The 15,478-nt window shown below is 70.0% G+C and carries 9 protein-coding genes; 2 read left to right on the top strand and 7 right to left on the bottom strand.

Translation table 11 applies throughout. The annotated features are described in order from the left end of the window. Positions 1–35 precede the first annotated feature (35 nt). The 3 genes from CS0771_RS22625 to CS0771_RS22615 form a co-directional block, all read right to left on the bottom strand. A complete protein-coding gene (locus CS0771_RS22625; protein ID WP_212842863.1) occupies positions 36–3,599 on the bottom strand; it encodes a hypothetical protein in 3,564 nt (1,187 codons plus the stop codon). Positions 3,600–4,066: 467 nt separating this feature from the next. Next, positions 4,067–5,338 carry a hypothetical protein gene (locus CS0771_RS22620; protein ID WP_212842862.1) on the bottom strand — a complete coding sequence of 424 codons (1,272 nt, stop codon included), beginning with the start codon at positions 5,336–5,338 and terminating at the stop codon, positions 4,067–4,069. Further along, positions 5,335–5,850 carry a SigE family RNA polymerase sigma factor gene (locus tag CS0771_RS22615; RefSeq protein ID WP_212842861.1) on the bottom strand — a complete coding sequence of 172 codons (516 nt, stop codon included), beginning with the start codon at positions 5,848–5,850 and terminating at the stop codon, positions 5,335–5,337. The genes CS0771_RS22620 and CS0771_RS22615 overlap by 4 nt, the downstream gene beginning before the upstream one ends. A 289-nt stretch (positions 5,851–6,139) precedes the next feature. Between CS0771_RS22615 and CS0771_RS22610 the strand changes: the two genes are divergently transcribed. Together CS0771_RS22610 and CS0771_RS22605 are read left to right on the top strand one after the other, a co-directional pair. Next, the gene (locus tag CS0771_RS22610) at positions 6,140–6,643 is read left to right on the top strand and encodes a SigE family RNA polymerase sigma factor (RefSeq protein WP_244870959.1); all 504 of its coding nucleotides are present in this window, start codon (positions 6,140–6,142) and stop codon (positions 6,641–6,643) included. Further along, positions 6,636–7,631, top strand: coding sequence for a hypothetical protein (locus CS0771_RS22605; RefSeq protein WP_212842859.1), 996 nt, complete (start codon positions 6,636–6,638; stop codon positions 7,629–7,631). Before CS0771_RS22610 ends, CS0771_RS22605 begins: the two co-directional genes overlap by 8 nt. A 126-nt stretch (positions 7,632–7,757) precedes the next feature. Here CS0771_RS22605 and CS0771_RS22600 read toward each other — a convergent pair whose 3' ends face one another. The 4 genes from CS0771_RS22600 to CS0771_RS22585 all read right to left on the bottom strand — a co-directional run bounded on the left by CS0771_RS22600 (position 7,758) and on the right by CS0771_RS22585 (position 15,366). Further along, on the bottom strand, positions 7,758–10,058 hold the full coding sequence (locus CS0771_RS22600) for a tetratricopeptide repeat protein (RefSeq protein WP_212842858.1): 2,301 nt from the start codon (positions 10,056–10,058) through the stop codon (positions 7,758–7,760). Positions 10,059–10,364: 306 nt separating this feature from the next. After that, complete coding sequence (locus CS0771_RS22595; RefSeq protein WP_212842857.1) at positions 10,365–12,416, bottom strand: HYR domain-containing protein; 2,052 nt, start codon at positions 12,414–12,416, stop codon at positions 10,365–10,367. 374 nt (positions 12,417–12,790) lie between these two features. After that, on the bottom strand, positions 12,791–13,948 hold the full coding sequence (locus tag CS0771_RS22590) for a serpin family protein (RefSeq protein WP_212842856.1): 1,158 nt from the start codon (positions 13,946–13,948) through the stop codon (positions 12,791–12,793). A gap of 131 nt (positions 13,949–14,079) precedes the next feature. After that, positions 14,080–15,366 (bottom strand): hypothetical protein, encoded by a 1,287-nt coding sequence (locus CS0771_RS22585; protein ID WP_212842855.1) that lies wholly within the window; start codon positions 15,364–15,366, stop codon positions 14,080–14,082. Positions 15,367–15,478: the final 112 nt, after the last annotated feature.

The following is a 15,478-nucleotide window of genomic DNA, read 5'->3' as shown; positions in this document are numbered from 1 at the left end:
ACGCCATCAGGACCGCCGCCTCCGCGGAACACGCGTCACGGTTGCCCAGCCTCGCCTTCCGCCTCGAGACGGGCACGGCAGGAGCGCAGCCGGGCCGCGAGGTCGGGATACTGCTGCTCCAGGTCGCTCAAGTCGCTTCGGATGTCCAGCTTCGCCGACCAGATGAGGCATCGCCCGCTTTCGACGACCTGCACGGGCAGACCCGCTGAAATGGCCAGTGGGCCTGTTTCGGACAGGACGAGGTGTATGCCATCGGCTAGCGCGGCAGTGGCTGCAGCTGCAGCATCGCGGGCTGTCGACCCTGCCGACGAGAGGATGAGCCGTTCCTGGTCTTGTCGTTGGATACCACGCCAGGCCAGCAGTGGGAGCAGGCTGACTGCGTCGTGATATGCCGCAGCGGCCCCCGCCGGTTTGTACAGCTGAGCACTCAGGTGAGCTGCTCGGCCAGCGGCGAGTACGCGCACTTGTGACGGTGCGTTGGTCTGTGCCGCGCTCCGCTTCCACAGTGTGATGGCGGTGGTGAGATCGCCAGCGTCACCGGCCTGATCGAAGCGTCTGATCAGTGCATCGGCGAGGTTGTAGCCGCAGGTGGCACGGTCCGGGTGATGGGAAGGTAACGCGTTGACGGCCTGGCGGTACCCCGCGATCGCCTCGGCGAGGTCGGCCGGATCGCCGGACTGGTCGAACCGGTCGATCAGTCCTTGGCTGAGTTGAATTGTCTGACGTACGGCGCGTGGCTCGCCTGGTGCAGCCAACGCCGCCGCGCGTCGCGCGATGTCGATTGCGTCCTGTAGATCGGTGGGACTGCCGGTCAGCGCATGACGAGCACGGAGTGCGACGGTGAGGTTGGAGAGCCTAATTCCATACTCGGGGTCGTAGAGGTGCGTGCTGCGCACCGCTTCATGAGCGGTGGCGATCGCCTCGTCAAGGTCGGCGCTGACCCCGTGACGTGAGTAACGGTGTCGCAGTACGGCAGCAAGGTTGGCCAAGCAGCGTGCGCGTTCGGGGTGCTCAGCCGAGGTGTGTTCGGCGGCTGCCCGGCAATGGGTGGTCGCAGCGTCGAGGTCTTTAGTTTCACCCAAGCGCTCATATCGAGCGATCAAAGCGTTTGCGGCGGCGGTGTGCGAGTTGGCGCGTGTCTGCTGGTTTGGGTGGTAGGAGTGCACGGCCCGGGTCGCGGCGTCCACTGCCTGCTCGATGTCGCCCAGATGCCCGGTCTCGCCGAATCTTCGCTGGTAGGCAGCCGCCAGATTAGTCAGCCGCAACGCCTTCTTCGGATCATGGGACACAGTCAGGTCAGCAGCTCGCTGAAGGTGGGCGATGGCGTTATCCAGATCCCCCGCGGCGCCGGTGGCATCGAAGCGTGCTGTGAGTGCATTGCCAAGGTTGGTCAGTATGCCGGGCAGCTCCGGGTTGTCTGGATCGAGGATCGCTGCCTTTTGGCTGGCTCCGACAGCCGCATCCAGGTCGGCTACCTCATGAGTGCGGCCGTACCGGAGCCGGAGCGCGATGCCGAGGTTGGTGAACAGTTGGGGCCCACTGTTCGGGTGGTTGGCTATCGCCCGCCGATAGACGTCGACCGCGGTATTGATGTCATCCGGGTCGCCCGTGCGACGGAAGCGGTTGATCAGTGCGTCAGCTAGCGTTGTCAAGCGGTGGATCTGAAACTCGGATGTGATGTCACCTGATTGAGCCGTCGTGCGGGCGGCGGCCACCGCAGCGTCCAGCGACGCAAGCTCGTCCAAATGTTCGCCAGCGCGGCGGCCCATAGCTACAGCAAGGTCGTTAAGAAACGTCGGACGGTTCGGGTCGGTCGAGCTGGCGGTGTCAGCGGCTTGCCGAAAGAGGCCGATGGCGTCTTGGAGGTCTTTTGAGCCTCCGTTCCGCTGGTAGCGGTTGAATAGGCAACACGCGGCGAGATGCATCAGTTCCGACTTCTCCGCCGCCGGCATATTGTTGCTGTCGCGAACTGCGCGGCGACCGGCGTCGACCGCCGCGTCGAGGTCGGCGGCGCGGCCGGCTCTTTCGTAGCGGGTTGTCAGCAGGCGGCACAGGTGGTGCTGCGCGTACGCGCCTGTCGCAGGGCTGCCCTCTCTTGTCCGCGCGGCGGCTGCTGCGTGTGAGATTGCAGCGTCGAGGTCGGCCAAGTCGTCAGTCTGTTCGTACAGGGCGGAGAGAGTCGCGGCGAGGCTTTCGTGCACAGCTGGGTCTGCCATCGCTGAGGTGGCGATGCGGCCAACATTGGCAACGGCAGCGAGGTCTGCCCGGTCGCCCGTGAGCGCGAAGCGTCGCATCAGCGCGTTGGCGAGGTTCGCGCGGCGCTGCAGCAGCTCGGGCTCACCCGCTGTAGCTTCGTCGACGGAGCGCCTCGCCAGTTCGATGGCTTCATCGAGTTCATTGTTCTGCCCCGTGTTCTCGATCCGTGTCAGCAAAGCCGTCGCGAGACGGGTTTGGAAGTAGTTGCGGGCCTGCGAATCGTCTTGTGCGGCTCTTACAGCCTGTCGCCAGATGTCGATGGCGGCGTCAAGGTCGGCGGCATGCTCGCGAGTGTAGTAACGGACCTGCAGCACGTTGCCCAGGATGTCGAGGTGTTGAACCGTACGCGGATCCCCGGCCGCGGTGAGTCCGACGGCGTCCCGGCCATGTACCCAGGCCGAGTCGAGATCGGCCGGATCTGTGGTCGACATGAAGCGTCTTAGGTGACTTGCGGCGAGGTTCGCCTTGCCGGCGGCGTGTTGCGGGTCGCCAGGTGATGCCAGTTGTGCGGCTTGTGCACCACGGCTGATGGCCTCGTCGAGATCCTCTGGGTCGCCGGTGTGCTCATACTCGTTCAACAACGCCGCGAACAGGGTCCACAGTGTCGTGCTGTGTGCTGTCCTGCTGGTGGAGACCGCGTCCCGGCCTGCCTGCTTCGCCGGGGCGCTCGATGCCGTGGGGCCTCCGGACCGAATCGATCCCATGTGTCGTTCCTGCCAAGCAATGCTGAAATCGGCCAGCACACGCCGCCTGGTTGGATCATGCTCGGCAAGCCTGGGAAAGGTCCGAGCGTAGGTTTTGAGAACATGGTCGATGTCACCGCCGCGGGTATGACGGGCTTGGATCAGAAGGGCCCGGCAGAGGTTCGTGAGCCTGCGGCCGAGTTCGAGACTGCCCGATGGGGTGCCGTCTACCGCCGTGGCATGGGCGCGGATCACATTGTCTAGGTGCCGGACTCGGCGGGATCGATTGAAGACGAAGGACCAGGAGCGGCCCAGGTTCTCGGCTCTGCAGGCGGCTGTCTCTTCGGGCGAGGGCAGGCTGGGATTAGCTGCGGCGAGCTGGTGAGCCACCGGCTCGGGAACCATCGTGTGGTCGACCGCTGCGATCTGCGCGAAAAGTGCTTCCGCATCCTTTCGCGCGGCGTTGCCGCCACCGGGTGCCAGTGCGTGAAACCTGTACCACAAAAGCCAGGCCGCCGTATGCTTGGCCTCCAGAGCGCCCTCGCGCGTAGCGTATGCGTCGTCCAGCAAAGTCTGGGCGAGGTCGAGTGCCCGCGGATCCGTGACACCGCGCGAATCGCCCTCAGCGAACGCCTGCAGGCGCTGCACCAGATCGGTCAACCTCTTCGCTGTCCCCATCGCGCCCGCCTTCGCCAATTGACCGATCCGGAAATTGTGACACCGAGCGTAAGGAAACGGCTACTCCGCAGTCTGCCGTTGTATGCCGAGGCCCATTGCAGCAGCCTTTAGCCGGTCGCCCGGTGCCAGCGGTCGCTGCCCAGAGCGGCTCCAATTGGGCTCCGCCGCACACCTTGACCTCAGACGAACCGGCACCGAACGCCAGCCGCCCGCAGCGGTGTTCCCGGGCGTAGCGCATGGCTCGCGGAGCATCTTCTCCACATAGGCGAGTTGGCGCCCCAGATGGTCTGTGTCCAGGCTCGTTAATAGACCACGCCCCCGTGAGCCGTAGTGTGCGAGCGACCCGGCTCGGGCGTGCCGCAGGATCCCGGCCCTGGGAAGCGTGCGGACCGGCGGCGCCGCCCGCCAGGACGTCATGGGCGGCAGTGACGCCTGCCGCCGAGGCCGATTCAGCTGGGAGGCGCCCAAATCCAAGCACCGGAGAGGAGTTCCGCGTCCGTGCCGACCCACCGTACGCCGCCGGAGACCAGCATCCGGTTGCCGGCGGCCACGACGGTGTGCTCGTTCGCATCGCCAGTCGGCAGCGGCGCCACGTTCTGCCATACACCCACGGCGGTGTTCAGCACCGGCCCCGGCTGCCCCGCGTACACCGCGGAAGTCGCACCGTAGGCACTGCCACCGGCCTCGTACCCGCCGGGCGGGTCGGGCAGCGCCGACCAGGTGCCGTTGGCCGGGTCGAGGATCCCGCCGTTCGGGTAGGTGCGGCCCCAGTTGCCGACCTGCCCCCCGTCGGCTCCGCCCAGCGACGGGTTGACCAGGCTGCCGCCCGCGGCCAGCCACGGGCCCGTGCTCAGCTGCTGTGAGTCCGGCAGCCGCCGCCACTCGCCGGTGGCCGGATCGAACACGGCTGCGCGGGTGACCGCGGGCCTACGGGCACCCGGATCGGGCACCAGCTCGTGGTCGAACAGGACCAGCTCCCGCCCCGTCCAGGCCATGGCCCGGTCGAACCCGGCGCCCAGCGGAGCAACCGGCAACTGCTGCCAGCGCCGCTGCGCCCTGTCGTAGATGTAGTCCGGCCCCGGGGTGTTCTCGTGGCTGCCCCGCACCGCCACCAGCAGGTCTCCGGCCGCGACCAACTGCAGGTCGGCCTCCCCGGCGGGCAGCGGCACCTGCTCCCACCGGTCGGCGTCGATCACGTACGCCAGCAGCGCGAACCCGCCGTCGATGGTGTGGCCCTGGACATAGGCGACGCCACCGACGACCGCACCCTGCGCCCACCGCAGCGCGACCGGCAGGTCGGCGATCGAGCGCCAACGGCCCGTGTCGGGGTTCACCGCGGCGGCGCTGGTCAGCGGATCCGGATCGCCGGCGCAGTCGGCGCTGGGCGGGCACGGAGCGTCGCTGCCGCCGATGATCAGCGCCTCGTCACCGGTCCACAGCCCCAGCGCCTGCACACGCGGGCTCAGCGGCGAGCCCGGCAGCTCCCGCCAGCCGGACGCGGCCGTGGCGCCAGGCACCGCCGGTGACGCCGGGCCGCCCCCGAAACGCGCCACACCGAACGCGGCCGCGCTGATCGCCAGCACCGCCACGGCCGCCAAACCGCCGGCCACGACCCGCCGCCGGCCGGCGGCGAGCCGCTGCTGCGCGATGATGTGATCGATCGTGAAGCCCGCCGCCGGCGCGCTGCCGATCGCCTCGTCGAAACGGTCGATGTAGCTCACCGCGACTCCCTCCTGTCGGTGTCCGGATCCGGGTCGGCGAGCAGCCGCAGGGTGTGCAGTCCCCGCGCGGCCTGGCTCTTGACCGCACCTTCGCTGATGTCGAGGATCGCGGCCGTGTCCTGCACGGACAGGTCGCAGTAGAAACGCAGCACGACGACCGCACGCCTGCCGGGGCCCAGCTTGTGCAGCAGGCCCAGCAGGTCGGCCCGGGTGTCGGCCATGTCGATGTCCGGCGGCCCGGCACGATCCGGCAGGTGTTCGGCGGGCTCCTCACGCCGCCACGGGCGCCGTCTCTCGTCGAGGAAGGCGTTCATGAGGATGCCGCGGACGTACGCATCGACGTTGTCGGCGCGGCGCGCCCTGCCCCAATTGCGGTAGAGCTTGCCCAGCGTGATCGCCACCAGGTCGTCCGCCTGATGCCAGTCGCGGCACAGCAGGAACGCCGTGCGGCGCAACTGTTCCATCCGGGCACCGGCGAACTGCCGATACTCCCCCTCGTCAACGGCCTTCACCTGGCTCCTTCCACCGGCTCCTTCAAGTGACGGAGCCGCCCACCGCGGAGGTTGCCGCGGTCGTGAAGTCTCGGAGATGCTCCGGTCCGGGCCAACAAAATCTTGGCGGGTACGCAACCCTGGGCGCGGGGATGTCGTGTTGTCGCCGTCCGGCTGACGGGGTCGGCATGACGGATCGGATGGACAGGATGGCATTTCGATGAGGTCGGCCGGGGAGGACTCGGTGACGCCTGCGCTCGGCGCTCCCCGCGCTTCCGGGCCCACGCGGCTCGGCAGCGCGGAGAACGAAGTGAGGCACCACGACTTCGACGAGCTGTACGCGGCGCACTTCACGTCGGTGACGACGCAGCTGTTCGCGTACCTCGGCGACCGGCAGGAGGCGCAGGACGTCACGCAGGAGGCGTTCTGCCGGGCGCTGGCGCGGTGGAAGGACGTCAGCGCGTACGACGACCCGGTCGCCTGGGTGCGCCGCGTCGCCTGGAACCTGGCCACGTCGCACTTCCGGCGGGCCAGGGCCGCCGCCGCGTTCCGGCGCAGGCACCAGGAGGTGTACGCCCCCGAGCCGAGCCCCGACCGGGTGGCCCTGTTCGCGGCGCTGCGCACGCTGCCGCCGCGGCCCCGCCAGGCGGTGGTGCTGCACTACCTGGCCGACCAGGCCGTCGTCGACATCGCTGAGTCGATGAAGGTGTCGACCGGCACCGTGAAGTCGTGGCTGCACCGGGCGCGGACCGCGCTCGGCGAGCAGCTGCAGCCGGCCGTGAACCCGGGCGCAGAGGAGGTCCGCAATGCCTGAGCAGACTGGGCGCGAGCCGCTGGCCGATGCCTTCTTCCAGTTCCGGATGCAGGCGCCGGAGGAGATCGTGGTGCCGGGGGCACCCGCGGCGCACCGTACCGTGCGGCGGCGGCGCACGGCCCGCGTCTCGGCCGTCGCGGCCCTGACCGCGCTCGTGCTGGCGGCGGGCGGCTACTCGGCGGCGTCGCTGAGCGCACCGGCACCGGCCGACCCTGCCACACCGTCAGCGGCCCCCTCCCCCACGGTGTCGGCGGGGCCGACGCTGGGGCCGCAGCAGTTGCGCCGGCTCAGCGTCAGCGCGCTGGAGCGGCTCGGCATGAAGCCGGGGAAGGTGCGGCGGGGCGCGGTGTACGGATCGGTGGACGACGCCACCGACCGGTCCGGCTACAGCCTCGGCACCGCCGAGCAACCGCTGCCCACCGGGAGGTACACCCTGTTCGTGATCTGCCGGGGTGTCGGCAGGATCGCCGTGACCTGGCAGGCCGACAGCGGCCGGGGCACCATCGACGCCCCGTGCGTCGACCCCGCCGAGCGCTTCCCGCCGACCCAGCACGTCGAGGTCTGGCTGCACGTACCGGGTCTCATCACGCTGTCGGTGTCCGGGGACGACGTGGCCCGCGCCCGCTCCGGGTTCGCGGTGATGGTCAACGACCCGTTGATGACCATCGCGGAGACCGCGCTGCAACGCACCGGCGGCAGCGGCCTGGGCGGAGGGGTCGGCATGGTCACCGGCGAAACGGAGAACGTCCACCCGGATGCCGCGGCCGGTACTTACGTGCTGCAGCTGACCTGTGCCGGCACCGGCACGATCAAGGCGACACTCAAGATGGGCAGCGTCAGCGCCGTCAAGACCGTGCGCTGCTCCGAGCAGCCCTCTCGGGTCACGATCACGATCACGTCGAAGCGCGTAGCCACGCTGAAGGTGCTGATGTCACGGGATCCGAAAGCACCGCAGGTCGCCGTCGCGGACACCTTGTGGATGAAGTGAGGCCCGCACGGGACCGGCCGCGGACCGCGGCCGGTCCCGTGGAGAACGGCGTTCGCAATGTCGCCTGCTCGATACGATCGCGTTCGGCAACGTTTGCAACTCCTCCCCCGGCGGCACCACAGGAGATCAGCGTCCCCCTGACATCTCGTCGAGCTGCGCCTGAACCTTAGCCACCAGAAGATCGAACCCCAGTGCCTGGTAGATCGACAGCGCACTCTGCAGGTGCCGCAGAGCCACCGGACGCCCGTCGGCGGCCTCGGGCAGCCGCGCCAGCGCCAGGCATGCTCTCGCCTCGTCCACACGCAGTCCCGCCTCCGCTGACAGCCTCAAGGCTCTGTCCAGCACGGAACCGGCCGCATCCCAGTTGCCGAGCTGAATCTCCAGGTCACCGAGGGAGACGAGCATCGTGGGAACGAGGCGGATGTCGGCACTCGCCTCCACCATCTCCAGCGCGCTCGTCAGCAGGGATCTGGCCTCTCCGGTCTCACCTGCTTCGAGAGTGACACGACCCAGGTAATGCCGCGACAGCGCGATCAGGTGACGGACGCCGACGTGCTGCAGCTGCTCCTCTGCCTTGAGCAGGTGCTCGCGCGCAAGCTCCAGCCGACCGCACATCCACTCGACGATGCCGAAATCGAGATGCGATACGGCCATCGCCGCCGCATCGTCAGCGGCGATCGCGAACCTGCCAGCTGCCTCGGCGTGCAGCCGGGCGCCGTGCTCGTCTCCCGCGACCACTGCAAGCTTGCCCAGCTCATGGTGAGCCTCAGCCTGTCCGGCTGCGTAGCCGACCTGGGAGTGGAGCCTCAGTGCCTCCGTCGTGTGCGCTCGCGCCGCGTCGTAGTTGTTGACGAACCGCTGCGCCAGGCCGAGGCCTTGCTGTACGACGGCCTGCCCGAAGACGTCACCCTGCTTCTCGACAACCGTCAGGCAGGCAGTCAGCAGTTCGACGGCATCGGCGAAGAACCCACGCATGCGCTGATAGAACTCGAGGTTGCAGGCGATCCGCCAGGCGTGGCGTGACTCGGCCGCGATCATCATGCGCAACGTCGCTTTCAGGTCCGAGTAGTTCGTATCGAGCCAGCCGAGGGCGTCTATGTCGTCATGAAAGACCGGAAGCGCGATACCGCCGCGGTACGGTCGGCGCGCGTGGTCTGTCGCATCGTCGCCCGGCCACATCATCCGCGACGCTGACGCGACCGACTCCTCGACGTACGCGAAGAGCCTGCGGTCGGCTCGTCGTGCTTCGAACGGAAGGTCGCGACCCGCACCGCCGGACGATGCGACCTCCCTGATCAGGTCGTGAAGCCGGAACGCTGCACCGGCGGTCTCGACCTCGAGCAGCCCTCGCCGGTACAGCACCATCAGCATCTCGCGTGCCTTCTTCTCAGGCAGCCCCGCCAGGGCCGCCGCCACCGCCGGCGTGATGGACGAGCCGGGGTACCGAGCCACTCTCCGAAGTACGAGCCGCGCCTCACCAGGCAGGCGGGCCACCGAAAGGGCAAACGATGTGGCGACCTCGTCCCCGGCGACGACGTCGAGCCCCGCACCGGGGTTGGCCGAGGCGAAGTCGGCAACCTGGCGGATGGCGAGGGGGAGCCGGAACTTCGACGCGATCAGCGATCCCAGCGCATCCTCTGGGCGGCCCGCCCGCCGCAGAATCTCGGCGGCAAGCAGCCTAGCCTCTTCCTCCTCGAGCAACCCGAGTTGGAGAGTCAGATCAGGATCAAGCCCGACCAGGACATTTCGGCTGGTCACCAAGACGGCGGACCTGTTACCGACAGGCAGCAGCGCGCGAACCTGCGCCGCGTCCTTGACGTCGTCCAACACGACCAGCAGCCTGCGCGAAGCACTCGCCGCCCGCCAGGCGGCAGTGAGGCGCGACAGGTCGGTGCTGTACAGGACCTGGGCGGCGCCGGACGCGCTCAGCAGGTAGCGAAGTGCCTCCCCCGCGCTCAAGCGAGACTCCGCCCGAGCGTAGGTCCGCATCCGCAGCCAGAACACCCCGTCGGGATACCGATCACGCAGCTGTTGGCACGCGCGTATCACCAGCTCTGTCTTGCCCGAACCCGGCAGCCCGGTGACGACCTTGACGACGGGGTCGATCCGGTCGGGCTTCTGCGGATCAGCCATCAGCTGCTCCAGCTCCCGCTGCCGGCCAGTGAAGACTCGCGTACCCGCCGGAGGTGTGAGCACCGAGGTCGCGCCGACAGGCCCGGTGCCGCCTCCACCGTCGGAGGCGCCCGGCGGAGCAGCCGCCACCGCGCCGGCCGTGACGAAGGCGGTCACCACGGCCAGCGCGACGAACGTCCACCAGCTCCATCGCTGCGTGATGATGTTCGTCAGCGCGCCGGCTGCGACGCCCGCGACCGGAGCGCCGCACAGCAGCAACCACCGCACCACACGCTTGTTCCGAAAGAACCGCATCCGCCCACCCGGCGTGAGATCGAGGCGCTCCGCGCTCAGGGTGCCATATCGACGCAGCTGCCGCAGTAAGGGTGCAGCTCGCCGACAGGCCATGACGGGCGGCTGCGCCGGGACGGTCGCGCCACGAGCTGCCCGGATGCCAGGTCCCCGTCGATCGGTATGCGTCCCCGCCGGATGTGGCACGTGGCGCGGTCTTGGATCAGCATCGGCAGTCGCCCTCAAACCACGCCGGAGCACCGACACGACGAGTGGGATGCGGGAGGAGCGGCGAGCCGATGCCCGCCTCTCCTCCCACTCGCTGTGTGATCAGGTGGTCCGGAACAGCGCGATCACCGTGGCGCCGTCGACGGTCGAGACGCCGACCTGGTAGCACAGGCCCTTGGTCTTCGGCGTCTGCCAGTTGTAGACGTACTGCCCGCCGGTGCTGTCATACCGCAGGCTGGTGTTGCCGGCCGCGGTGACCTCGATCGGATCCAGCGGGGCGTTCGGGTCGCAGTCGTACTGCTTCACCGAGATCGCCGCGATGATGCTCGTCGTGGTGGCCTCGACCGGCCCGGCGAACACCTCGAACTTCAGCGGCACCGTGCTGCCGCCCTTGATCGTGTTGATCACCCGGTTCATGTCGACCGGCTGATAGAAGCCGCTGATCGTACGGCGAACCATCACCTTGAACGAGCCCTGCGCCGTGTTGCCGGCGTGGTCGGTCGCCGAGCAGGTCACCTCGGTCGTGCCGATCGCGAAGGTGGCGCCGGAGGCGGGCGAGCAGGTGACGGGCACGGACCCGTCGACCAGGTCGGTCGCCTCCGGGTGGAACGTCGCGACCGCGCCGTCCGGGCCGGTGGCGGTGATGACCTGGTCCGCGGTCAGCGTCAGCGACGGCGGCGTGGTGTCGCGCACCGTGACCTGGAAGGTGCTGCCGGCGGTGTTGCCGGCCGCGTCCCGGGCGGAGCAGGTCACCGTCGTGGCACCGACCGGGAACGACCCGCCCGAGCCAGGGGCGCACTCCACCGCGACGGTTCCGTCGACGAGGTCCGTCGCGGTCGGCGGGGTGAAGCTCACGGTGGCACCGTCCGGCCCGGTCGCCTCCGCGGTGATGTCGGCGGGGGTGCCGGTGATGGCCGGCGGCGTCGTGTCGGCCACGGTCACCGTGAACGTGCCGGTGGCCGTGTTGTGCGCGCTGTCGGTGGCGGTGCAGGTGACCTCGGTGACGCCGAGCGGGAACGTGCTGCCGGAGGCGGGTGCGCAGGTCGGCGTGATCGCGCCGTCAACGACGTCCTGCGCCGAGGCCGCCGGGTAGGTCACGTCAGCGCCGTCGCCGGAGGTCGCCTCGGCGGTGAGGTCCGCGGGCACCGCGAGCACCGGCGCCTGCGTGTCCTGGACCGTGACGTCGAACGTCTGCTGCGAGGTGTTCCCGTTCCCGTCGGAGGCCGTACAGGTGACGGTCGTGGTGCCCAGCGGGAAGGCCGCGCCGGACGCGGGCGTGCAGCTGACCGGCACCGTCCCGGCCACTGCGTCGGTGGCGGCCGGCGCCTGGTACGTGACCACGGCGCCGTCGGGACCGGTCGCCTCCACGCCGGTGATGTCGGCGACGGGCTGGATGACCGGCCCGACCGTGTCGGCGACGGTCACCGTGAACTGCCCGGTGCCCGTGTTGCCCGCAGCGTCCGTGGCATCGCACGTCACCGTCGTGGTGCCCAGCGGCAGGGTCGCACCGGACGGGTGATCGCAGGTGACCGTGGGGTGCGCCGGGTTCTCGTCGTCGGCGGTGGCCGTGTACGCCACGACCGCGCCGCCGGGACCGGTCGCCTCGACCGTGAGCGAGCCGGGCAGGTGCAGCACCGGTGCGGTGGTGTCACAGGCGACCACCGTCGCCGACACGGCCAGCGAATTCGCGCGGTTCACCGAGCCGGCGACGGCGGCCAGCGACACCGATCCGGTCACCGGGCCCGGCGTGGTGGCGGCGAGCTGCACGGGCAGGCTCAGCGCTCCCGCGACCGTGTTGTTGGGCTGCGCGCTCCAGTTGGACGGCAGGGTGACGGTGCCGATCGCGCCGCTGCCCGGAGTGGTGCTCAGCCCGGTTCCCGTCACGCCGGTCACCGAGACCGTGACGGTGGCGCCGTTGGCGAAGACGTTCGGTCCGGTCGACGCGCCGTTGCGCCCGATGCCGATCAGGGCCGGTTTCGTGACGGTGGAGCCGAGGCAGACGGTGCCGAAGCTCAGGCCGCTGCCGGTGACCGGCGTGGCCCCGTCGCCGTCGGCCACGACGTTGTCGGCCCACGCCGCGGAGGCCGAGCCGAGGACCAGCACGGCGACTCCGGCCGAGGCCCAGCGCGCCCATCGTTGTCGGTACATGCGCATGGCGCGACTCCAATGCTCGACGATTCCCCACCCGGATAAAGCGGATGGAAGCTGCGGCCGAGTCTGCCGAGGATGACCGATCGCCGACATCACTCCACGGGGTGGGAACCTACCCGTGACGGCATTCGCCAGCGCGTTACACCAGGTGAAGATGCTCTTACTAGTCCTTATGCAGCCCAGGTCGGGCCGAATGGTCGAACTCGCGAGGGCACCGGCACTCGGGCGAGGATGCTGTGACGGTGATTTATGGCGCCGTCTTTTCGGCCAGCCGGTATCGCTTTTGCGTACAGCGATTCCGAACGTTCGCGCCGTGTCGCCAATGGTGTTCGGCCGGCCATCCGCCCCATCCGACCGACCGCGAACACGCCAGTCCCCTAGCTGCCCGCCGCCGCACCTTGCGCGACCCAGCCCGCGACGAGCACCAGGCCCGACGGCCGGTGCCGGGCCACGAAGCCGAACGGCCGATCGAGCAGCAGCCGCACCTGCAGCGGGCGCCCCGACGGCGGCGCGCTGCCCGCACGCATCCCGAACGCCGTCACCACCGCCGCCTCGAACCCCTCGGCGGTGAACGACGCGGTCAGGTCCTGCGCCGCCGCGCCGACGCCCAGCGGGTGGTCGCTCACCCCCGGCAGCCGCTGCCGGCTGAGATCCGACACCGTACGCAGGCCGAACACGTCGGCGTTCGCCAGCAGGTCGTGAGACGACGTCACGGTGAACCTCGGCAGGCTCGCCTGCAGCCGAGGGGTGTCGTCGTAGGCCCAGCCGAGACTCACGGTCACGCCCGGCGCGCTCTCGCCTTCGGCGAGCTGCGAGCCTCGCCGCGCCGGGACCGCCGACGGGGCGTCGATCCCCGCGGCGATCACCGCGGCGGCCGGGGCGTCGGGCAGGCCGATGGCCAGGTCCACCTCGATGCCGTCGGTACCCTGGACGGTCAGCACGGATACCGGCCCCGCCGGGGTCTCGTACACCGCGAGCAGATCCCGGTCGGCGGTGGTCCGGTGCAGGCCCGCCAGGCGACGGCCGGACCACGGTCCGGCGGCGGCGACGAGCATGCCGTCGGCGAACGGCTGGACCCACCGTGTCCGGGCGACCAGCGCCGAGGCCAGCACCAGCAGCGTCTCGGCATCGACCTTGATCGGCAGCTTGTCGAGCAGCCCGCCGGTCTGCTCGCGTACCCAGGCGTCCAGCTGCGCCTGCTCGCCGAGCACCCCGACGGTGCCGGGCGGCAGGCTGTCGCGCCATTGCGGCCGCACCGGCAGTCGTGGGTGCACCCACGCGCCGATCGCGGCCCGGAGCCCAGGCGCCGAGCCGAGCAGCGCGACCAGGGCGGCCGCCGCCCCGGCCGCATCGTCGGCCGCCAGCCCGGCCGCCGCCGACAGCTCGTCACGGCCGGCGCCGTCGGCGGCAGGAGCGAGGTAGGCCAGCAGCGGCCACACCCCGGCACCCGACACGGCCACGGAGGCTTCGTAACCGAGTGTGTCCACCCATCGCCGCGTCAGCGCGTTCGCGCCCGCCACCGCCGTATCAATCACGCCGACACCCTACGTCCCGACGGCAATGCGCCCAGCCACCAGTGAACGCGCTCGCGGCGAAGCCGAGGTCAGCACCGCGGCCGCACCGGAGCCGTCGACCGAGCAGCGCCGCGACGCGGAAGGTGACGATCTCAGGCGATGGCCGGGGATGTGCCGGTGCGCCGGTCGTCGAGTATCCGAGGGCTCGACCACTGCCCGCTGTCATATCGCGACCAGACCAGATGGCTGTCCCCGGCCTCGCGCCACGCCATGAACAAGGATCCCTTGCGGCTGTTCAACGCGGGCACCATGCCGGTGGCGGCACCGTGCGGGAACACCTCCTGCGCCGACCATGCCGAGCCGTCGAACACCGACCAGAAGACGTTGTCCTCCACCGCGCCCTTCCAGACCATGACCAGCCTGGAACCGTCGCTGCCCAGGGCGGGGCCGGTGGTCGTCCAACGGTCCGGCAGCTGTTCCGGCGACGACCACGACGACCCGCTGAGCACCGACCAGTACGTGCCGCCGTCGGCGGCTTCCAGCCACGCCATGTACAGCTTCCCGGCGGCGCTGCCCAGCGCCGGGCTGCCCGCGGTGGCCCGGCCGCCGGCACTGCGCTGATCGCTCCAGCGGGAGCCGTCGAACGTCGACCAGTAGATGCCGGTGTCGCCGTCGACGCCGCGCCACGCCATGACGAGCCGGCTGCCGGAAACACCCAGAGCCGGTGAGGTCTCGGTGCGCCGGTCGTCGAGCCTGCGCGGTGACGTCCACCCGCCGCCGTCGTACGCCGACCAGAAGATGTGACTGTCGCCGGGTTCGCGCCACGCCATGTAGACCTTGCCGCCGCTGGAGGCCAGCGCCGGGCTGGTGCGGGTGCTGCGGTCGGAGAAGGCCCGCTGCTCACTCCAGCGTCCGCCGTTGTACGTCGACCACCACAGGCTCGTCTCGTCGTCGACACCCTTCCACACCATGGTCGTCGGCGCGGAGCGGGAAGCGCCGCGATCGGCGCTGGGCGAGGCCGTCGGCCGGGTCACGCTCGCCGAGGGCGACCCGGCCGCCGACGCGCTCGCCGACGCGAGCAGGGTCGGCGGCGCGGATGCGTCGGACTGAGGTGGCGCCCCGCCCGCGGGCCGGAACTGGAGCAGCACACTCACCAGCGCGATGAGCAGGGCCAGTGACGCGGTGAGCATCGGCAACCGGCCGCGCTTGTCCGCCGGGAGCGGCGTCGACGGCGGCAGCGGCTGTGCGGGTGTGGGTGCAGGCGCCGGAGCGGGGCCGCTCAGTGCTGCGCCGGCCACCAGCTGCCACGCGGCGACCACGCCAGTCATGACAGCTCCCAGCAGCACGAACGGGCGCAGTTTCTGTTCGACGGTCGTCGTCACCAGCGCCTGTATCGCTGTCGAGACAGCGACCACCACGCCGAGCCCGATGACGGTCACGGCCCTAGCACGAGGAGTCACAGCGACAATTATTGATAGGGTCGGTCAAGGGTCGGCATCGACGATCAGCTCGATCACGCCGATTGTCGTCGTGAATGGACCGATCCTGTCG

This window comes from Catellatospora sp. IY07-71, assembly GCF_018326265.1.
Taxonomy (GTDB): domain Bacteria; phylum Actinomycetota; class Actinomycetes; order Mycobacteriales; family Micromonosporaceae; genus Catellatospora.
Note: the sequence above shows the minus strand (reverse complement) of the source record. Positions and strands in the feature narration are given on the sequence as shown.